Origin of the sequence: Gilliamella sp. Occ3-1 (genome assembly GCF_001690655.1) — a bacterium.
Lineage (GTDB): Bacteria > Pseudomonadota > Gammaproteobacteria > Enterobacterales > Orbaceae > Gilliamella > Gilliamella apicola_P.
Genome location: NZ_LZHQ01000003.1, coordinates 1 through 21,278 on the forward strand (window position 1 = coordinate 1; position 21,278 = coordinate 21,278).

The window sequence follows — 21,278 nt, forward strand, 5'->3', positions numbered from 1 at the left end:
CGTGAGGCGTTAGGGATTGATATTGCAATAAGCTTACCAGCAGGAAGGATTACCCGTTACTTAGATAAACTGGCCGAATATAATGGGTATCCATTAAAAATACGAGTCGATAATGGACCAGAATTCACCGGAAACACGTTTACTAATTGGGCAAAAACACATGGTATAACTATAGATTACATCAAACCCGGTAGCCCTTATCAAAATGGTTACATTGAACGATTTAATCGGACTTATCGAACTGAAGTGTTAGATTTATATCTTTTTAACAACCTAGCGCAAGCAAGGAGAATAACCGAAGAATGGTTAACGATTTATAACACCGAAAGGCCTCATGAAGCACTAAATAATATGACGCCGATCGAATATAAAACATTAAAACAGGCAGCTTAATTTTCTACGTGAGTTGTGTATTAAGTTTGGGGTATTTACAAAAATAAAATCAATGTTGTAATAAATTCTTTTAAAGAAAATATATTATTCTTTCATAATATACGAATATTACTAGTATTGATGTCTAAATGTGTTGGTAACAAAAAAAACAAAAATTAGCAATGTCAAAAATAAAATTATACGCACTTAATATAGTTTTCATCTTGCATCTTTACTTATTTATCTTTGTCGGTATAGTGACATTATGATTATTACTTGGTTATAAATTATAAATACAACGCCATGTCTATTTGTCAAAAAATTGTTATTATTGTTTTTATTGGATTAATGAAAATCAGTTTTTTGTATGCTGATGACAGTCAACAACTTCAATCTTTACGCCGCTCTATAGAAGAACAAGAAAAGCGTTTAACGCAGCAAAAAAAAGAGCGTATAAAGCTAGTTAATGACCTTAAACAGCAAGAAACTGAAATAGCTAAGATTTTGACATCAATTGAAAAAAATAATTTGTCGCTCAGAAAACTCGATCAAGAAATTAATAATTTAGTTAAACTAATTAATATATTAACTACAAAACTAAAACAGCAACGAGCTGTATTGGCAAAACAACTTGAAAGTGCATTTAAGCTAGGCAACATAACAGGGTGGGAGCTGATGTTTTTTGGCGAGAAAAGTAGACGTAATGATCGAATAATTACTTATTACAGTTATATTAATCAAGCTCGTCAACAGGAAATTCAGAATCTTGAAGATACACAAATTCAATTGAGCGAAAAGAGAGCTGAGTTACAAAAAAAGCTAACTTCGCAAAAAATATTAAAAAGTAAACTGAAAGAACAACAAGTTGGGCTTGAAAAAAAACGTCAAAATCGTCAAAAAACAATAATTTCTCTTGAATCATCAATGCAAGTTAATCAACAAAAATTGACCGATTTGCGTAACAATGAGGCCAAATTACAAGCTAAAATTGCCCAAGCAGAAAAGGAAAGCCGACGCCTTGCAGAAGAAGAAGTAAGGCAAGCAAAACATATTGAAGAAAAGCAAAAAAATACCAGTTATACCCTAAATTCGGATGAAAAGGCGCTTATGGCTCGTGTAAGTGGGATTGGTAAACCTCAACATCAGTTTAATTGGCCTGTTGAAGGTAGTGTTGCGCATCGATTTGGTGAATCACTTCAAGGTGAACTTCATTGGAAAGGAATGGTGATTAATGCTAAAGATGGTACTCAAGTTAGAGCTATTGCTGATGGTCGAGTTATATTGGCAAGTTGGTTACAAGGCTATGGTTTTGTTGTAGCTCTTGAGCATGGTAAGGGAGATATGAGTTTATATGGCTACAATCAGCGTATGTTGGTTGAGGTGGGCGATAAGATCCATATTGGTCAACCCATTGCGTTGGTTGGTTCAAGTGGTGGACAAAATACACCTGCTTTATATTTTGAGATTCGTCGTGATGGTAAGGCGCTTGATCCAAGAGGATGGATAAAATAATGCGTTATTTTATCAATTTATTTTTTATCATATTTTTGACGCTAAATATCCAACATGCCTGGGCAGCAAAACTTGCAATAGTTATTGATGATTTTGGCTATCGACAGCATAATGAAGAGCAAATAATCTCATTTTCGCCTAATATTACTATTGCAGTTCTACCCAATTCTCCTAATGCTAAACGTATTGCAACTATTGCTCATGATAGCGGTAATGATGTGATCATTCATTTACCTATGGCTCCATTAGGTAAACAACCTTTGGAAAAAGATACTTTATTTCCTTCTATGAATGAAGCTGAAGTAAATCGAATTGTCACAAGTGCGGTTGCAAAAGTGCCTTATGCTGTTGGTGTTAATAATCATATGGGAAGTTTAATGACATCAAATCTTACCGGAATGACAAATGTTATGAAAGCATTAAGTCATTATTCGATGTTTTTTTTGGATAGTAAAACAATCGGTAAAACGCAAGTAAAAATAGCTGCGGGCGATTATAATATTCCAGTGTTAACGCGTGATGTTTTTCTGGATGATCAGCAAAAAGAAAGTGCTATTAGCCAGCAATTTGATTTGGCTGTAAGATTAGCACGCAAAAATGGCGTTGCTATTGCTATTGGTCATCCTTATCCTCAAACAGTTAATGTATTAAGGTCGAAGATTGCTAATTTACCTGTAGATATTGAGTTAACTAAACTTAGTCAATTGGTTATGCCAGTATCAATACCAGCTCAAGCGCCAGTTAAACATAAAGCTACGTTGAAAGATATTTTGGGGAAATGTAAAAAACGCATTGAGGAAATATCAAATTTTAAAATTGAAGAAGAATAGTCATTACTTCTTTTCTAAAGTTCGATGGCAAATTTTTACTTGTTTGTTTTGTGCTTTAAAAAATGCGGCTAATTGTTCAGCAATAAAAACAGAGCGATGTTGACCACCAGTACATCCAATAGCAATGGTTAAGTAACTGCGGTTGTTTTTTTCTAATAAAGGTAGCCATTGATTTAAGTAATTGGCGGTTTGATAGATAAAATTGGATACTTCATTGTGTTGTAATAAATATTCTTTTACCGGCTCATCTAATCCTGTGAGTGGGCGTAGACTTACCTCCCAATGTGGGTTAGGTAAAAATCTGACATCAAATACAAAATCAGCATCAACCGGTAAGCCATGTTTAAAACCGAATGATTCAAAAATGATGGTTAATTCACGCTCTTTTTTACCTAAAATTCGTGATCTTAATATATCAGATAGTTCATGGACTGACAGGTTATCGGTATTTATAATAAGGCTTGCGTTTGATTTTAAATGTTCTAGATATTTTTCTTCAAGGTCTATTGCTTCTTCAAGAGAATAGTGTTGATTGGTTAATGGGTGTATGCGTCGTGTTTCACTATAGCGTCGAATTAATGTATTACGGCTACAATCGAGAAAAAGAATTTCAGGTGTCACCGATTCGGGTAAACGTTGGAATATATCGTTATTAAAATCAAATCGTTCAGGTAAATTTCGAATGTCAATGCTAACTGCAACTGGGGTGTTATGGTTTTTTAATGAGTCGGCTAATTGAGGTAATAAAACAACAGGTATGTTATCAACACAATAAAATCCCATATCTTCTAGAGCGCGTAGTGCGATTGATTTTCCTGAACCGGAGCGACCACTTACTATCATTAATATCACAATATTAACTCCAATATCATTAATGCATTAAGTATATACTGTTTACTTCTTGCTATGCAATTTCGCGTGTAAATAATATTGCTAGCATTGCTAAGCAGTTTTAATTTTTGCAATCAATTGTTTTAGTGCTTGGCCTCGATGTGATATTTGGCTTTTCTGTTCTTTTGTTAGCTGTGCTGCGGTACAATCTAATTCAGGTACATAAAAAAGTGGATCATAACCAAATCCCCCATCACCTTGTTCTTCATTTAAAATTAAACCGTCCCATTTTCCTAAGCAGATGATAGGTGTTGGGTCGTTTTCATGTCGCATAAAAACTAGCGCACAATAAAAGTAAGCGGTGCGTTTTTCTTTTGGAATATTTTGTAATGCTTTAAGTAATTTTTGATTGTTACTTTTGTCGTTACAGTGTTCACCTGCATAACGAGCAGAATAGATCCCTGGTTTCCCACCAAGTGCATCGACCGCTAAACCAGAGTCATCAGCAATGGCGGGCAGTCCAGTTAATTTGGCAGTGTGCCTTGCTTTTAAAAGTGCATTTTCAATAAATGTTAGGCCTGTTTCGTCGGCATCTGGTACATTAAATTGGCTTTGTGCAATAATATCAAAACCTGCATTAGCGAGTAATGTTTGCAATTCATTGACTTTGCCTTGATTATTCGTTGCTAAAACAATTTTTTGCATTTTAATTTCCTTTATATCAGTTGTTTATCTGACTGGCTTAAGCAGATTTTATATTCCTGTTTTTAAAAATCGGGTTCACAACTAAACGTCATACTTTCGCCTGTTTTAGGGTGGTTAATTGTTAGTAATTGAGCATGCAATAGCAACCTTTTAGACATAGCAAAGGCTTCAGGGTGGGCATAGAATTTATCGCCTAAAATAGGGTGACCAATGGCTTGCATATGTACCCGTAATTGATGTGATCGCCCAGTAAACGGAAATAATTGCACTCGTGTTGTGTTGTCTGGATTGCGTGAAATGACTTGATACTCTGTCAGCGCATGTTTGCCATTTTCTAAATCGACCATTTGCCTTGGCCGATTGGGCCAATCACAAATTAGTGGTAATTCAACACGGCCAGAATCTTGCTCAAGATGTCCATGCACTATAGCAATATAGTTTTTTTTAGGAATACGTTCACGAAACTGTTTTTTTATCTCTCGATCGGCGAGTTTAGAAAGTGCGGCAACCATTATACCACTGGTTGCCATATCTAACCGATGCACGGATTCGACATAGCTATATTTTTGTTGCAATCGGTGAATAATACTATCAATAAATTGAGGTTTATTGCCTGAAACCGACAAAATACCCGGTTGTTTATTAACAACCACAATGTGGTCGTCTTGATGCAAAATTGATAGCCAAGGTTCAATAGGTGGGTGGTATTCCAAAAGCATTTATGTGTGACGTTTTGTAAAATAAAATTGCCACACATTCTAACAAACTCAACAAAAAGTGCCAGTTTTATAAATAAAGTTATTTACTCCAGATTGAGCTTTTTGAAGATGGAAAGACCTGAGATATTAATACGGCCAAACCAACAATAAGATAGCAAGCAAAGATAATAATCATCCATTGTGACATTTCAATTGTTAAAAAAGTCCAAATTTTATCGGCGCATGAACCATAAGCATTAAACAAACTAGGAAACCACGAATCTAATGGTAGCCAAGCAGGAAAGTGTACGTTAATTGAGCAGGTATCATTTAGATTAGGTTCAAATTGTAGATGAGCATGAAATGTTGCTAATGAAAAGCCTTTATAGGCGCTAAAAAGCCAAATGAAAATACCTATTAATCGAACAATAATGTTGCGAGGAGCAATCAGTCCAACAATGCTAGCCAACATGATACCAAAAATAGCGCAACGCTGATAAATGCAGAGAGTACAAGGCGCTAGCCCTAAACCATGTTGAAAATAAAGTGCGGTTATTTCAAAAGCAAGAGTAGAAAAGAACAATAAGGTCCAAGCTAATCTAGCTTGTGAGTATTGATTAAGCAATGATAACATACTATTTTATTCCCTCATATTTCGATATAATCTTCTTTTTAATTATATTAAATATAATCTATCTTATTTTTATTACGATAGTGTAGTTTATTTTTGAGTAATGTAAAACGATTTTATTTATTGACGGCGGATTAATCATTCCTTATGCACTCAACGGTTCCACATACAAAACTACAAGTCTCATTTGTTACTATTTCTGAGGAAAATGCGACACAACGTATTGATAACTTTTTAATCACCTATTTAAAAGGTGTGCCAAAAAGTATGATTTATCGCATTTTAAGAAAGGGTGAGGTTCGTGTTAATAAAAAACGGATTAAACCTGAATATAAATTAAATATTGGCGATGAAATTCGTATTCCTCCTGTTCGTATGACTGAAAAATCCACGCCAGAGATTTCGACCAAGCTTAATAAAGTCGCTGATTTAGAAAAGGCAATCATCTATGAAGATGAGGTAATGTTGGCAATTAATAAGCCATCAGGTATTGCTGTTCATGGTGGTAGTGGCTTAAGTTTTGGCGTAATTGAAGGATTACGCGCCTTAAGACCTGAAGCGAAATTTTTGGAGCTGGTGCATCGCATAGATCGCGAAACATCGGGCGTGTTATTGATTGCCAAAAAACGTTCAGCACTAAAAGCGCTACATGAGCAGTTGCGCCTTAAGCAAATGCAAAAAAATTATTTGGCGCTTGTTAAGGGGAATTGGCCTTCTGAATGTAAAGTAATACAAGCCCCACTGCTTAAAAATGTATTAAAAAGCGGTGAGCGTGTGGTAAAGGTTGATAAAGAGGGTAAGCCTTCTGAAACGCGTTTTAAAGTTGAGGAGCGCTTCAATTTTGCCACTTTGATTAAAGCAAGCCCTGTTACAGGGCGTACACACCAAATTCGCATACACACTCAATACGCAAGTCATCCAATTGCTTTTGATGATCGTTATGGCGATAGGCAATTTGATGCGTTATTAGCTGATACTAAGCTTAATCGTTTATTTTTACATGCAGCAAGTGTAATGTTTATTCATCCTAAAAGTTTGCAAGAGATGCAATTAAATGCACCAATGGATGATGTTTTGCAGGCTTGCTTGTCATATCTAAGAAAAGATAAATATGAAAAAACAGAATCTTAAAATAAAAAAGGTAGTTAGTACGAATGAAAGATATTAATTTATATTTAATTAGACATGGTCAAACGCAGTGGAATATTAAAGATCAGATGCAAGGTTCTCAAAATTCACCTTTAACAGAGCAAGGTATTTTTGGTGCTAAAGTGACAGGACAGCATTTAAAAAATGTTCCTTTTATGCAAGCATACTCAAGTACACAACAACGAGCTATGGAAACTCGAGATTATATTGTTAAAGAAAATAATATAGTTATTCCTACTTTTGAGCTTGCTGATTTGCGTGAGATGGATTTTGGTATTTGGGAAGGCAAGAAAGTCCCTCAATTGAAAAAGGAGTTTCCAGAATTTACTACTTATTTGACAGATCCTGCTAATTTTGATGCTTCGGTCAATCAAGGTGAAAATTATTTTGATACCCTTTTGCGTATGAAGCAGGGGTTAAATACTATTGTAAAAAATGCACCTCAAGATACGGGTAATATTTTGGTTGTGTCACATGGAACGGTATTACGTATATTACTTTGTGTTTTAAATGGTGGTGATTGGCGTTTACATCGTGATGAGGATTATTTCCCTCGAATGTTAAATACTAGCATTAGTGTGGTTAATTATAAGCAAGGTAATGAACAATCTGAAGGGACATTTACTGTAAAATTCTTCAATAATGTGGATCATTTAGCTGATAAATAAGTATTTTGTTATCTTCTCGACTAATGGGTGCGTAAATAATTAGTCGAGAAGGTTTTGTTAATAAAATTATCGTTTATAAGCTGCATAACGTTTTTGTAGCTGTTTTAATTGATTAATTCTTGCATCAATTTTGGAAATCATTGTCTGATCGCCTTTTGTTTGATTCTTAGCATTTTGTAGTAGTTGAATGGATTGTTGAAATTGACCTTCTAATGCAATTAATTCCGCTCTAGCACTCATTTCTTTTGCTCTTGCATGTAATCCCCCGTAAGCAGTAACGAGTAATTCCCATCCATTTGAGTCATCATTATGGTCAAAAGTATAGCGATGTAACAAGCTTACGGCTTGTTGATAGTTTTTGTTTTTTATATACGAATTAGTCAAGTTTAGTTGCAATGCAGAACTGTTTGGTGATTTTTTTAATGCTGCTTGTAGGCGAGTTATTGCAGTGCTGCTATTGTTGAGCGCTAAATCAATATCAGTCATTAAATCAATATACCAAATATTATTGGGATCACTATCTAATAATGGCTGTAGTTGTTGTTTCGCTTTTTGATTATTTCCACTTAGATTATCAGCTAAAGCATTAGCATAAATAATAGCTGTTTTACTTTGTTCATTGTTTAGTTTTTTATAATCTTCAACTAATAGCTTTGCGGTATTTTTATTTTTAGCCATTAATATGGCCAATCGAGCTTTCGCTAAATAGTAGTTTAATGACGGAGATACATTTTTTTTGCTATATTGCAATGAACGATTTCGAATATCGGTTAATCGGCTGTTAGGTAATGGGTGAGTAAGTAAAATTTCGGGAGCTTTACTACTAAATCGGCTTTGATCGGCAAGTTTTTGTAGAAATTCTGATGAAGCATAAGGATCAAACCCTGCTTTAGCAAGCGTTCTTAAACCAACACGATCGGCTTCTTGTTCATTACTTTGCGTAAAACTAATCATATTTTGAGCTGATCCTGCCATGGTGCTTGTCATTGCCGCCATGCCAGCTTCGGGATTGGCTAATGTTAGTAGTAGAGAGCCTAATGTTGCACCCCAAACATAAGGGCTATTACGGTTTTGGTTTTCCATTGCTCTGGCTAAATGGCGTTGGGTGACATGGCCAATTTCATGAGACATAACAGAGGCTAATTGGCTTTCATTGTCGGTGTCTAATATTAGTTTAGAATGAATGACGACATTTCCACCAAAAAAAGCAAATGCGTTAAGTACGTCACTTTTCATAATATAAAAATGGAATGGCGTTTTTACTGATTCTGATTTTGATACTAATTTTTTGCCTAGATCATTAATATATTGGTTTAAAACAGGGTCGTTTATTATGGGAGCACTTGCTCGTAACATTCGCATATAATAATCGCCCATTTCCATTTCTTGGCCAATGCTAAGCGTTGTGGCTGCCGCAGTACCAATATCAGGGAGGTTAATATTATCAGCATAAACGATAGATGTACTTTGTAATAATAATGAGGTGGATAATACCAATTCGATTGTTTTTTTTAACATTATTCTAACCAATTAAAATAAGAGTTGCGTTGATTTATTCTAGCTGAAAAAAACAACAATATCACTTTGAATTTATAATTAAGGGTTTAACTTATTTGATGTAATATGTGTTATGAATAATAATGTTTATTCTTGAATTGGTAAAATAACAACAACTATATTAATACGTTGTTGTTATTTTGATTTTTATGCTTGGATTTATTATGCTTTTTGACGGCGGCTTTGGATAAATTCAATGATTTTGTTAACTTTCACCATTTCTTTATCACCACCGGAACGGTGTTTGTATTCCACTTCTCCATTATCGAGATTGCGTTCACCAATTACGATAGTGTGAGGGATCCCGATTAGTTCCGCATCAGCAAACATCACGCCAGGGCGCTCTTTTCTATCGTCAAATAAAACTTCAATGCCAGCAGCTTGTAAATCAGCATAAAGTTTTTCGGCTGTTGCTTGAACTTTTTCGGATTTGTGCATGTTCATTGGAATAATGACAACGCTAAATGGAGCAATCGCTTCTGGCCATACAATACCACGATCGTCATGACATTGTTCAATTGCAGCAGCTACAATGCGGCTTACTCCAATGCCGTAACAACCCATAATCATAACGTGGTTTTGTCCATCTTCACCTTGGACTGTTGCTTTCATTGCTTGTGAGTATTTAGTACCAAGTTGGAAGATATGTCCCACTTCAATACCTCGTTTAATTTGTAATGTGCCTTTGCCATCAGGGCTAATATCTCCTTCAACCACATTACGGATGTCTTCAATGCGAGGTAAAGCAGTGTCACGTTCCCAATTGATATTAAAATAGTGTTTATGGTCAATGTTTGCACCAGCACTAAAGTCGCTCATAACAGCCACATCACGATCGATAATAATTGGCATGTTTAGATTTATTGGACCTAGCGAGCCTGGCCCTGCATTCACAATCGTACGGATTTCTTCTTCGGTTGCAAATTCAAGTGGTGAGGCAACGATATCGATTTTTTCAGCTTTGATTTCATTTAATGTATGATCACCTCGAACCAGTAAAGCTACTAATTGATGACCACTCTCTTTCGTGGCTTTAACCATCAAGGTTTTTACGGTTTTTTCAATCGGTAAATTGAATTGTTCGACTAATTCGTCAATAGTTTTGGCATTAGGAGTATCGACTAACTCCATTGCTTTTGTAGGTTCAGCGCGTTTTTGTGTTGGTGCTAATGCTTGAGCCATTTCTATGTTAGCCGCATAATCAGATTCGGTTGAAAAAACAATATCATCTTCGCCACTGTCGGCTAATACTTGGAACTCATGTGACCAGTTACCACCAATTGATCCTGTATCAGCACGCACCGCTCTAAAGTTTAAACCAGCACGTGTAAAAACTGCGCTATAGGCTTTATACATTTCATCATAAGTTTCTTGTAATGATTCTTGTGTAGTATGGAAAGAGTATGCATCTTTCATAATAAATTCACGTGAACGCATCACACCAAAGCGAGGGCGTACTTCATCTCGAAATTTGGTTTGAATCTGATACACGTTAAGTGGTAATTGTTTATATGAGCTAACTTCATTACGTAGTAAGTCTGTAATGACTTCCTCATGAGTTGGGCCTAGAACAAAATCACGGTCGCCACGATCTTTAATACGTAATAATTCAGGGCCATATTGTTCCCAACGTCCGCTTTCTTGCCAAATATCAGCAGGCTGTACAACTGGCATTAATACTTCTATTGCACCGGCTTTATTCATCTCTTCACGGACAATATTTTCTACTTTTTTAAGTACGCGGTAACCAGTGGGAAGCCAGGTATATAATCCAGCAGCCACTTTGCGGATCATGCCTGCACGTAACATTAATTGATGGCTAATGACTTCAGCATCAGCAGGGGTTTCTTTTAACGTAGAAAGAAGATATTTACTGGTTCGCATAAATTTATCCTAAAAAAATTTATTTATAAATATATATGATAAAAATGTGAGCTAGTTTAGCAGTACCAAGCGTAACACTAAAGTAATTTTATTGTTATTTTTAATATGGAATTCTTGTAATACCTCCAACTCAGCATTAATAAAGTATGTTTTTAAATTATAGTCGCTAAATACAGATTATTTGGCTATAGAATGGCAGTATGTTTTACTTTTTTGTATCAATATTAATACTTTATTAATTTTTATTTTGCTAGGTATCAAATTGGATATTTTTCATCATATTGATTATATTTAATTTTTTGTTTTTTGTGTGATAAAGATCACTTTGTAAAAGTTATTAAATTGATATCATATGCGCAGAATTTTAGATTGAGGAGTAGTTCAAAATGAGTACGTTAATGACTAACGAAAATGTAATAGATTCATGTAAAGAATCAAAATTACCTAAATGGCGAAAAAGTGATACGTTATGGATACTTAGCCTTTATGGTACAGCGATTGGTGCTGGAGTACTTTTTCTACCAATTAATGCAGGTGTCGGTGGGTTAATTCCGTTGCTGGTTATGTTGGTTCTTGCCTTTCCTATGACATTTTTTGCTCATCAAGCTTTGTGTCGATTTGTATTATCAGGTAAAAGTCGCGATGGCGATATTACCGTTGTTGTTGAAGAGGCTTTTGGGCGCACAGCAGGAAACTGGATAACTGTACTTTATTTTTTTGCAATTTACCCAATATTATTAGTATATAGCGTTGGTATTACAAATACAGTAGATAGCTTTATGGTTCATCAATTAGGAATGGAGTCATTACCACGAGCTTTACTTTCATTTGTTTTAGTTGCATTTTTAATGTCAATTGTTCACTTTGGCGAAGAACTTATTGTTAAAGTTATGTCAATATTAGTTTTTCCATTTATTGCCGTTTTAATGATTTTAGCGTTATTTTTAATTCCTGAGTGGAATGGTGAAATTTTTACCAATTTGTCTTTTGGTAGTAGTGACGGAGAACAAAGTATTTTAATGACACTTTGGTTAGTTATTCCTGTTATGGTTTTTGCATTTAATCATTCACCAATTATTTCATCTTTAGCGGTAGCTAAACGTAAAGAATATGGTGACGTTTATGCTGAACCTAAATGTACTAGAATTATTGCAGCAAGCAATATCATGATGGTTGTAACAGTGATGTTTTTTGTTTTTAGTTGTGCGCTTTGCTTGTCGCCTGCTGAACTTTTAGATGCAAAAGCTCAAAATATCTCAACGTTGTCATATTTGGCTAATCGATTTAATTCACCTGTTATTGAGTATATTGGTCCTCCAATTGCATTTATTGCAATGGCTAAATCGTTTTTAGGTCACTATCTAGGTGGTAAAGAAGGATTTAATGGTGTTGTTAATAAATTTTTGCGTAGCCGTAATAAAACAATTTCAGAAAACAAACTTGATAAATTAGCTATTGCCTTTATGTTTGTAACTGCTTGGGGGGTTGCAACATTAAATCCAAGTATTTTAGGTCTTATTGAATCACTTGGTGGTCCAATTTTAGCTGTGTTGTTGTTTTTAATGCCAATGTATGCAATTCATAAATTACCTGTACTAGCAAAATATAAAGGAAGGCTAAGTAATGTGTTTATTGTTGTTATGGGATTAGTTGCAATTTCAGCCGCTATCTATAATTTATTATAAAATTTAATTCATGGGTAATTACCACTTACTTGTTTATTTAATATATAAAACCTACTGGCATTCGTTGGTAGGTAAATACAGCTACTAGTAAAATAATCTACCGATATAGCAAGAATTAACTATTAATGGGTATTAAAACTTATTTTCATAATCTCAAAAGTGATACCTAGGTATCTGTATGGGGTAAGTGGCAAGATGATTATTGGCTATTTTATTAGCAAAAGTTAATTCGTAAAGATATCACTAGGATAGCAGTATTAATTTAAGTTTTGCATCAAAAGGGAAAAATATGAGTTCGGTATTTGAAATATTTAAAATTGGCATTGGACCTTCAAGCTCACATACAGTAGGACCAATGAGGGCAGGGAAGGCATTCATAGATCAACTAATCAGTAATAACATGATGGCATCAGTAACAAAAATTGTGGCTGATGTTTATGGCTCTTTGTCGTTAACAGGCAAAGGTCATCAAACAGATATTGCTATTATTATGGGATTAGCTGGCGAAAAACCTGATTCTGTTGATATTGATAGTATTCCAAGTGTTATCGAAAAACTTAGCCAAACTCAGCGGTTATCTATTTACAATGATCGTTATGAAATCGATTTTCCGTTGGAAAGTTGTATGGTGTTTCATTCTAAATTTTTACCATTACATGAAAATGGTATGACTTTGAGTGCATATAGCGGCGATAAATTAGTTTTTCAGAAAACTTATTATTCTGTTGGCGGTGGTCAGATTGTTGAAGAAGAGCAGTTTGGTCAACAAGAGCAGGATTCAGTAAAATTTCCTTATCCATTTGCTTCAGCTGAGCAATTATTAAAACATTGTGAAGATAACTCATTATCAATTTCTAGTATTATGATGAAAAATGAGTTGCAAATACACTCTTATGAAGAAATTGAATCCTATTTTTCTCGTGTTGGGCAAACTATTTTGGAATGTATCAAACGAGGTATGAATACAGAAGGGCTATTACCAGGACCACTTAAAGTTCCTCGTCGTGCGTTTTCGTTATACCGTCAATTGTCTACCACTAAGGATAAATTTATTAGTGATCCAATGGTGATTATTGATTGGGTAAATATGTTTGCGCTTGCAGTTAGTGAGGAAAATGCAGCAGGAGGACGAGTGGTTACTGCGCCAACAAATGGTGCATGTGGTATTATACCTGCTGTGCTCGCTTATTATGATAAATTTATTAATCCAGTTACACCTGATATTTATATTCGTTTCTTTCTAACTTGTGGCGCAATAGGACAACTTTATCAAATAAATGCTTCTATTTCTGGTGCAGAAGTGGGATGTCAAGGGGAAGTTGGCGTTGCTTGTTCTATGGCTGCGGCAGGACTTGCTGAGCTTTTAGGCGGTAATCCTCAACAAGTATGCATGGCGGCAGAAATAGCAATGGAGCATAACTTAGGCTTGACTTGTGATCCAGTTGCAGGCCAAGTTCAGGTTCCTTGTATTGAGCGAAATGCCATTGCCGCAGTAAAATCGATAAATGCGACAAGAATGGCTTTAAGACGAATTACTGCAGCAAAAGTATCTTTAGATAAAGTTATTAAAACAATGTATGAAACAGGAAAGGATATGAATGCAAAATATCGAGAAACATCGCGTGGTGGGCTAGCAATTACGGTTCATTGTAATTAGGTTGTTGCTATTTTTCTGTCGAATTCGCCGATTGTAAAATCGGCGAGACATTAGATTGTATTTAATGTTTCCAGTGCATAGTATTAACTTTAGAGCGCAAGAAATCATTTTCAGTTAGTACATCTACCCGTTCAGTTTTTACTTTTCGTTGTTTTCTTTTTCGTTTTGGTTGTTCTGCTGAGGCAATATGGATAACTTCGTTATAGGCAAGTAAATTATTAAGTTGATCAAGTTCGCCTAATCCACGGAGGACGGAAATTAATGTTTGTAATGTAATTGATTCGCCTTGTTCAATACGTTTTATTGTGGCAATGCCAATTTTGGATTTTTGCGCAAGTTCTAGTTGAGATAAATTTTTCTCAATTCTGGCTAATTTTATTCTACGACATAGCATAGCAATCATGTCGGTAGTTTCATTCATGAAGTACCCTTTTTGTTTGATATGCCACATGATGGGCATATCTCATATTGCTATTTATATTGTTTTTAAACTAGTGGTTCTTGATTTTTTATTTGTTTGTCTTTTAATCTTTCTAAAATCTTTTTATGGATACCATTAAAGCTACCATTACTCATAATTAAAATTGCATCGGTTGGTTTAGCTGATTTTGTGATCATTTCAACTAATAAATCGATATCGCCAGTCCAGTAAGCAGGTTGAATACAAGCATCAACCACATCGGCTACTAACCATGGCAATTGTTCAGGTTGAAACATAAAAATTTCATCAGCACGGCCAAGTGATGGGGCTAGTTCATCTTTAGATACCCCTAATTTCATTGTATTTGAGCGAGGCTCAAGTACAGCTAAAATGCGACGATTAGCTCCTATTTTACTACGTAAAGCTTCTAAAGTGGCTACTATTGCAGTTGGGTGGTGAGCAAAGTCATCATAGATTTCAATATTATTAACATCACCATAAAATTCTAACCTTCTTTTAGCATTGACAAAGGAACCTAATGCTAAACAAGCATCAACAGGATCAATGCCTACATTATGAGCTGCTGCAATTGCCATTAGTGCGTTATGCATATTATGTTCGCCAACTAATGAATATTTTACTTCGCCAACTTTTTTATTATTAAAGTAAACCGCAAAATGGCTCGCATCATTATTCATACGTTGTGCTAGCCAGCCATTTTCAGATTCAGTAAAAGTTTTTTGGCTCCAACAACCTTTAGCTAATACTTGTTTTAAATTTACATCTTCTTGTGGTGAGATAATTAATCCATTACTTGGCACTAAACGAACCAAATGGTGAAATTGTTTTTGAATAGAAATGAGATCATCAAAAATATCAGCATGATCAAATTCTAGATTATTCATGATAAGTGTTTTTGGGCAGTAATGCATGAATTTTGAACGTTTATCAAAGAACGAGCAATCATATTCATCTGCTTCAATAACAAAATAATTGCCTTCACCTAATCTTGCGGATACATCAAAATTACCCGGTATACCACCAATAACGAATCCTTGTTTGTAATCTTGTTTTTCTAAAATCCAATTGACCATCCCAGCAGTTGTAGTTTTACCATGAGTTCCTGCAATAGCAATGACCCAACGATCTCGTAATACATTGTCATGTAACCATTGAGGTGCTGAAATATAAGGAATGTTATTATCTAAAATATATTCAACACAAGGATTACCTCTTGATAGCGCATTGCCGATAATGACTAAATCAGGTCTTGATGTTAGTTGTGATGGATCATACCCTTCAATGATATCAATGTGTTCTTTTTGTAAAAGTGTACTCATTGGTGGGTAAACATTTTTATCTGAACCCGTTACTTTATGACCTAGAGAACGGGCTATCAAGGCAATCCCTGCCATAAATGTGCCACAAATTCCAAGAATATGAATATGCATTTTGAATCCTTAACGTTGTATAAATTTTATATCACTAGTATTAGGCCAACCATTACTTATTTGATTGGTAAACAGATGTAAATTCAGCTCAACTCTGTAATTATAATCGATTCTGATTGTTTATGCGAGAGGCCATAGATGTTTAACTATTAATAGAGGGGCTTTGTTGCCGCGGTATTCATCTACATCTAAATGGTAAACTATTTTCACATTTTTTATCGATTTATCAGGCCATTGCTGTCGATTTACATTAAAAACTATCCCTTCAATAAGTGGACCTCCGTTTTGGGATTCTAGCACTAGTTTTAGGTGCTTGTCTGAAAGTAGTCGCTGTTGATGAATAATAAATTCACCATCAAAAATGGGAGTGTAGAATCCTTCTCCCCATGGTCCTGATTCTTTTAATCGCTTGGCGATTTCGTAAGTAAGATCTTGGCTATCTATTTCACCATCAGTTTCAATAATTGATTCTAGCAAATCAAGCTTTAAGTGTGTATCTAAAAGTGTTTCAAAGTTATTTTTAAAATGTTCTAAATTTTCTTCCCGAATAGTTAATCCAACAGCCATTGCATGACCTCCAAAACTGATTATTAAATCAGGATTTTGCTGATTTAATTCATCAAGAAGATCGCGTAAATGAACGCCTTTAATTGAACGTCCTGAGCCTTTTAGAAAACCATCTTCTGTTGAGGCGAAAGATATGACTGGTCGATGATATTTATCTTTTAAACGTGAAGATAAGATCCCAATAATGCCTTGATGCCATTCTGGATGATGGAACACGAGTAAATTAGGAATTGTGATATTTTGTTTTTCAATTTCTTGAATAAATGATAAGGCCTCTTTATGCATCATTTGCTCAATTAACTTTCGATCACTATTGAGATTATCCAAATCTATAGCTTTGTTGATTGCTGAATCAGAATTATCACAAAGTAGTAATTCAACTCCCAATGACATATTGTCCATTCTGCCTGCTGCATTTAATCGTGGCGCTATATAAAAAGCTAAATCGGTAGATGTAAGATTAATAAGATCTTTTTTAGATACCTGTAATAAGGCTTTGATACCATCACAACAATAACCAGCTCGTATTCTGTTTATACCCTGATGAACTAAAATACGGTTGTTATGATCAAGCCTAACCACGTCAGCAATAGTGCCTAAAGCAACTAGATCTAATAAATTTGCTGCATTATATTCAGCTAAATTATTGTCGGAGAACCACTTTTCTTGCCGTAATTTTGCTCGTAAAGCCAGCATAAAGTAAAAAGCTACACCCACCCCAGCTAAATGCTTAGATGGAAATGTACAATTAGGTAAATTAGGATTGATTATGGCATCAGCATTAGGTAGTAGCTCAGGGCATAAATGGTGATCAGTAATAATGACTGACAATCCTGATTGCTTGGCAAAATCTACAGCTTCAATAGCTGATATTCCGTTGTCAACGGTAATAATAAGTTGTGCATTTTGTAATATAGCTTTTTTAACAACTGAAACACTTAATCCATATCCATCATCAAAGCGATCAGGAATGATATAATCAACAAATTGGTACCCCATATTTTTTAGGGCTCTGACGGTTAAAGCAGTACTGGTGGCACCATCAGTATCAAAATCACCAACAATCATGATTTGTTGATTATTTTTCATTACTGAATAAAGAATTTCGACTGCCTTTTCAATACCATCTAGTTTATCGTAATTACATAGATTGCGTGTGGTGTAATCAAGATCTTGCATGCTAGTAATACCACGCAATGCATAAATCCGTTGTAATAATAACGGAATATCATCAGAAAATTTTGGAAGTACTTCAGGTAATTTGCGATGTTTTAATTTACTTTTTTTCATAATTTATATGCTAGCGCATTCGCGCTAACATGTGTTTTCATTTTATATTTAAATTTTAGCAACAATAACTGCTAATTTTTATTTAGTTTTTGTGATCAAGAAATTCAATTAGTTTATCTGCAGGCACGTAACCTGAAACAAGTTGACCGTTAGGTAAAACAATTGCAGGTGTGCCTCCAATCCCTAACTTTTTACCGACGTTAAATTGTTGTGTTACATAAGGTATCATGCTGCTTGCTGGAGAAATTGTATTACCTTTGTATGCATTGTCAAATGCAGCTTTGCGATCAGCCATGCTCCAAATAGATTGCATGTTTTTGCCAACATCACTGTCAGCACCTGCACGAGGGAATGCAAAATAGTGAACTGAAACACCCGCTTCTAAATACTTATCAATATTTTCATGTAACAGTTTACAGTAATGGCAAGTATAATCAGTAAATACTGAAATGATGTATTTTTCATTTTTAGCTTTATAAATAATGGCATCTTTTTCAATTGATTTTATTAGACTAAGATTGATGCTGTTAGCAATGTTTTCTGGTTCATCACCTTGTAAATCAAAAATAGAACCTTGAATTAAGTATTTACCATCTTTACTAATGTATACAATACCTTCTGGCGTGCTAACGCTTTTAAAATCTTTAATTGGACTATCAAAAATTTTTGATTCTTTGCTATCGTAACCGAATTTATCTAAAGATTTTGCAATTTCATTATTACTTGCTAATACTGAACTTGAAATTAACGCTAAGCCTAAACATATAACTAATTTTTTCATTCAATTATCCTTATTTTTGTCAACTCTATGCTCGAGGATGATGTTTACTATGTAACTGTTTTAACCTTTCTGTTGCAACGTGTGTATAAATTTGTGTGGTTGATAAACTGCTATGCCCAAGCAACATTTGAACGACGCGCAAATCCGCTCCGTGATTAAGTAGATGTGTTGCAAATGCATGTCGAAGCACATGGGGAGAAAGTGCTTCAATGTTGATACCGATTAGTATGGCATAATATTTAATTCGATGCCAGAAAGTCTGTCGTGTCATTTTTTTTCCTAATCGGCTTGGAAAAAGCACATCAATAGGTCCATTTTTTAAAAGCTCATTTCTGGCATATTTAAAATAATATTCAAGCCAATAAATTGCTTCTTCTCCAAGTGGGACTAAGCGCTCTTTATTACCTTTACCAATTACTCTTACTACGCCTTGACGTAGACTAATATTGCTAATTTCTAAATTTACTAATTCAGATACGCGTAAGCCGGTGGCATAAAGTACTTCCAACATCGCTTTATCCCTAAGTTCAATGGGGTCTTCTATGCTTGGCGACCTTAGTAGCGCATCGACTTGCGATTCAGTTAAGTCTTTAGGTAATTTTTTAGGAAGTTTGGGGGATGATAATACTGCAGAAGGGTCATCAGTGCGATAATTTTCTTGATATAAATACTGAAAAAAACGTTTAGTTGCACTAAGCAAACGTGCTGAACTACTTGCTTTATACCCATCTTCTACTCGTTGCATTAAAAAGTTTTGTAAATTAAACGTTTGAGTTGTTAGGAATGTGACATTTTGTTGTTGTAAAGATTGACTTAGTGCCAACAAATCAAGTCTATAAGAAGCAATGGTATTTTCAGCTAAGTTCCTTTCTAGCCACAATGAATCTAGAAAACAGTCTATTAACATTTTATTTTGGGTAGGTGTATCTTGGCTAGACATCAAAATTATCTCTACATTACGTTTATTCTTTATATTATATACTAGCTGTCAATAAGTTGCAGTTTTAGTCAATAAGTTACTTTTTATAATAACCGTAAAAGTTTATATCGTGGTATTTTATATTTATATAACTCTTTATTAAAAATAATTTTTATACTTAAACACTATCTTTCCTGAAACTTTTTGACAATTTTTTCGAAGAATTGATTTTGTGCATTATATTTTCTATTAATTGCTCTACTATATACAGGGGTTTTTAGATGTTTTTTGTCCTGTCTATGTTTTAGCAAAGTATTAATCTTTTTATTGTGCTGTTTGCTATTTCTATTATTGCTATGGAAACTTATATTTATTGGCATACAAAGTTTCGTCCTTGGCAACCAAATTCTTCCATAGGTCGATTAATTTATTATTATAGCTTTTTTACGGTGTTATCAAATTTGATGCTGGCATTAAGTTGTTTGTGGCTATCTGTTAACCCTAATTGTAATCGATATAGTTTTAAAGTTATTCGTTTAAATGGTTTGGCTGGTGTGATTATAACGGCTATTGTGTATAATTTAGTGTTAAGAGGTATCCATACCCCGCCTAATGTATTAATGAAAATCACTAACGAAAGTTTACATGCTGTTATACCTGCTTTGGGTTTATTAAGTTGGCTGATTTGGGGGCCATTTAGACGCATCAACGTTCATGTCATTATAGGATCAATATTATCAATGCTATCTTACGGCATTTATATTTTTGTCCGAGGTTATTATACTAATCAATATCCATACCCTTTTATTAATGTTGTACGAATCGGTTATCCCAAAGCTTTGTATGCTTCAAGTATTGTTTTTTTATTATTTTTGGGGTTAGTTTTTTTATTATGGGCGGTTGAACGCTTAAGGAAGCGAAAATGAAACTGTATATTTATGAGCATTGCCCTTTTTGTGTTAGGGCTAGAATGATTTTTGGTCTAAAAAATATACTGGTTGAAAAACAGGTATTATTGAGTGATGATTTTCAATCGCCAGAGCGTATGATTGGTGAAAAAATGGTGCCTATTTTACAAAAAGATGATGGTAGCTATATGCCTGAGAGTTTAGACATTGTTGATTATGTTGATAACAATTATGGCGATAAACCCATTTTAACAGGTCCTAGATCGCCAGATATCACAGATTTAATAAAACAGTTGCAACAATATGATTATAAGTTAGTGTGTCCACGTTATATAAAACTAGGTTTAGCTGAGTTTGCGACACAAAGTGCTATCGATTCTTTTGTTAATAGTAAATCAAAAAAAATGGGATCGTTTGATGAATGTTTGATGCAAACGGATTCATTAGTGTCTGCCGTATCTGCTATATTAAATAAACTTGAGTTATTGATTGTGTCACCAGATGCATGTAATGGACAATTATCTTTAGATGATATCTGTTTGTTTCCAGTTTTACGGAATTTGACGTGTGTTAAAAGCTTAACTTTTTCATCTAAAATTAAGGATTACCTACAATCAATGGCTAAATTTAGTAAAGTTGATCTATTTTTTGATAAAGCTATTTAATGATTAAAAATGCGGATCTTGCTATTTTTGTTTGATATTAAATCATGGTTCTAAAACGAGGTATTAAAAAGAACAGGAAAAATAGGAATAAACCTGT

20 protein-coding genes are annotated in these 21,278 nt (G+C 34.4%); 9 read left to right on the forward strand and 11 right to left on the reverse strand.

Going from position 1 to position 21,278, the window contains the following annotated elements; translation table 11 throughout:
- The 3 genes from A9G43_RS00470 to A9G43_RS00480 form a co-directional block, all read left to right on the forward strand.
- On the forward strand, positions 1 to 393 hold a 393-nt coding region (locus A9G43_RS00470; RefSeq protein ID WP_141673987.1), incomplete at its 5' end, for an integrase core domain-containing protein.
- A gap of 327 nt (positions 394 to 720) precedes the next feature.
- Positions 721 to 1,884, forward strand: a complete 1,164-nt coding sequence (gene envC / locus A9G43_RS00475) for a murein hydrolase activator EnvC (protein ID WP_255308712.1) — start codon at positions 721 to 723, stop codon at positions 1,882 to 1,884.
- Positions 1,884 to 2,714: a divergent polysaccharide deacetylase family protein gene (locus A9G43_RS00480; RefSeq protein ID WP_065605753.1), complete on the forward strand. Its 831-nt coding sequence runs from the start codon at positions 1,884 to 1,886 to the stop codon at positions 2,712 to 2,714. Before envC ends, A9G43_RS00480 begins: the two co-directional genes overlap by 1 nt.
- A gap of 3 nt (positions 2,715 to 2,717) precedes the next feature.
- Here the strand turns inward: A9G43_RS00480 and rapZ are convergent, their stop codons facing one another.
- The 4 genes from rapZ to dsbB form a co-directional block, all read right to left on the reverse strand.
- On the reverse strand, positions 2,718 to 3,566 hold the full coding sequence (gene rapZ, locus A9G43_RS00485; protein WP_065605755.1) for an RNase adapter RapZ: 849 nt from the start codon (positions 3,564 to 3,566) through the stop codon (positions 2,718 to 2,720).
- A 90-nt stretch (positions 3,567 to 3,656) separates the two neighbouring features.
- Positions 3,657 to 4,250 carry an XTP/dITP diphosphatase gene (locus tag A9G43_RS00490; RefSeq protein WP_065605757.1) on the reverse strand — a complete coding sequence of 198 codons (594 nt, stop codon included), beginning with the start codon at positions 4,248 to 4,250 and terminating at the stop codon, positions 3,657 to 3,659.
- A 62-nt stretch (positions 4,251 to 4,312) separates the two neighbouring features.
- Positions 4,313 to 4,969, reverse strand: coding sequence for a bifunctional tRNA pseudouridine(32) synthase/23S rRNA pseudouridine(746) synthase RluA (gene rluA, locus A9G43_RS00495; RefSeq protein WP_065605759.1), 657 nt, complete (start codon positions 4,967 to 4,969; stop codon positions 4,313 to 4,315).
- Positions 4,970 to 5,048: 79 nt separating this feature from the next.
- Complete coding sequence (gene dsbB, locus A9G43_RS00500; protein ID WP_065605761.1) at positions 5,049 to 5,582, reverse strand: disulfide bond formation protein DsbB; 534 nt, start codon at positions 5,580 to 5,582, stop codon at positions 5,049 to 5,051.
- Between the two features lie 144 nt (positions 5,583 to 5,726).
- Between dsbB and rluC the strand changes: the two genes are divergently transcribed.
- A complete protein-coding gene (gene rluC, locus A9G43_RS00505; RefSeq protein ID WP_065561543.1) occupies positions 5,727 to 6,710 on the forward strand; it encodes a 23S rRNA pseudouridine(955/2504/2580) synthase RluC in 984 nt (327 codons plus the stop codon).
- A gap of 23 nt (positions 6,711 to 6,733) precedes the next feature.
- Positions 6,734 to 7,396: a histidine phosphatase family protein gene (locus A9G43_RS00510; RefSeq protein WP_065561544.1), complete on the forward strand. Its 663-nt coding sequence runs from the start codon at positions 6,734 to 6,736 to the stop codon at positions 7,394 to 7,396.
- A 66-nt stretch (positions 7,397 to 7,462) separates the two neighbouring features.
- On the opposite strand, the gene A9G43_RS00515 is transcribed toward A9G43_RS00510, so the two are convergent.
- Positions 7,463 to 8,914 (reverse strand): beta-barrel assembly-enhancing protease, encoded by a 1,452-nt coding sequence (locus tag A9G43_RS00515; RefSeq protein ID WP_141673988.1) that lies wholly within the window; start codon positions 8,912 to 8,914, stop codon positions 7,463 to 7,465.
- A 201-nt stretch (positions 8,915 to 9,115) separates the two neighbouring features.
- Positions 9,116 to 10,837, reverse strand: a complete 1,722-nt coding sequence (gene proS / locus A9G43_RS00520; protein WP_065605765.1) for a proline--tRNA ligase — start codon at positions 10,835 to 10,837, stop codon at positions 9,116 to 9,118.
- A 386-nt stretch (positions 10,838 to 11,223) separates the two neighbouring features.
- Here proS and A9G43_RS00525 point away from each other — a divergent pair, with 386 nt between their 5' ends.
- Together A9G43_RS00525 and A9G43_RS00530 are read left to right on the forward strand one after the other, a co-directional pair.
- Positions 11,224 to 12,522, forward strand: a complete 1,299-nt coding sequence (locus tag A9G43_RS00525; protein ID WP_081297968.1) for a serine/threonine transporter — start codon at positions 11,224 to 11,226, stop codon at positions 12,520 to 12,522.
- A 289-nt stretch (positions 12,523 to 12,811) separates the two neighbouring features.
- Positions 12,812 to 14,179: an L-serine ammonia-lyase gene (locus A9G43_RS00530; protein WP_065561547.1), complete on the forward strand. Its 1,368-nt coding sequence runs from the start codon at positions 12,812 to 12,814 to the stop codon at positions 14,177 to 14,179.
- Positions 14,180 to 14,240: 61 nt separating this feature from the next.
- Here A9G43_RS00530 and A9G43_RS00535 read toward each other — a convergent pair whose 3' ends face one another.
- The 5 genes from A9G43_RS00535 to xerD all read right to left on the reverse strand — a co-directional run bounded on the left by A9G43_RS00535 (position 14,241) and on the right by xerD (position 19,629).
- Positions 14,241 to 14,639: a helix-turn-helix domain-containing protein gene (locus A9G43_RS00535; protein WP_081297969.1), complete on the reverse strand. Its 399-nt coding sequence runs from the start codon at positions 14,637 to 14,639 to the stop codon at positions 14,241 to 14,243.
- 26 nt (positions 14,640 to 14,665) lie between these two features.
- A complete protein-coding gene (gene mpl, locus A9G43_RS00540) occupies positions 14,666 to 16,051 on the reverse strand; it encodes a UDP-N-acetylmuramate:L-alanyl-gamma-D-glutamyl-meso-diaminopimelate ligase (protein WP_065605769.1) in 1,386 nt (461 codons plus the stop codon).
- Between the two features lie 120 nt (positions 16,052 to 16,171).
- Positions 16,172 to 17,908: a single-stranded-DNA-specific exonuclease RecJ gene (recJ, locus tag A9G43_RS00545; protein ID WP_065605771.1), complete on the reverse strand. Its 1,737-nt coding sequence runs from the start codon at positions 17,906 to 17,908 to the stop codon at positions 16,172 to 16,174.
- A gap of 82 nt (positions 17,909 to 17,990) precedes the next feature.
- Positions 17,991 to 18,689, reverse strand: coding sequence for a bifunctional protein-disulfide isomerase/oxidoreductase DsbC (gene dsbC, locus A9G43_RS00550; protein ID WP_065605773.1), 699 nt, complete (start codon positions 18,687 to 18,689; stop codon positions 17,991 to 17,993).
- A 25-nt stretch (positions 18,690 to 18,714) separates the two neighbouring features.
- Positions 18,715 to 19,629: a site-specific tyrosine recombinase XerD gene (gene xerD, locus A9G43_RS00555; RefSeq protein ID WP_065605774.1), complete on the reverse strand. Its 915-nt coding sequence runs from the start codon at positions 19,627 to 19,629 to the stop codon at positions 18,715 to 18,717.
- A 335-nt stretch (positions 19,630 to 19,964) separates the two neighbouring features.
- Here xerD and A9G43_RS00560 point away from each other — a divergent pair, with 335 nt between their 5' ends.
- Positions 19,965 to 20,534, forward strand: a complete 570-nt coding sequence (locus tag A9G43_RS00560) for a Pr6Pr family membrane protein (RefSeq protein WP_255308714.1) — start codon at positions 19,965 to 19,967, stop codon at positions 20,532 to 20,534.
- Positions 20,531 to 21,181 (forward strand): glutaredoxin 2, encoded by a 651-nt coding sequence (gene grxB, locus A9G43_RS00565; RefSeq protein WP_065605778.1) that lies wholly within the window; start codon positions 20,531 to 20,533, stop codon positions 21,179 to 21,181. Before A9G43_RS00560 ends, grxB begins: the two co-directional genes overlap by 4 nt.
- The last annotated feature ends 97 nt before the right edge of the window (positions 21,182 to 21,278 follow it).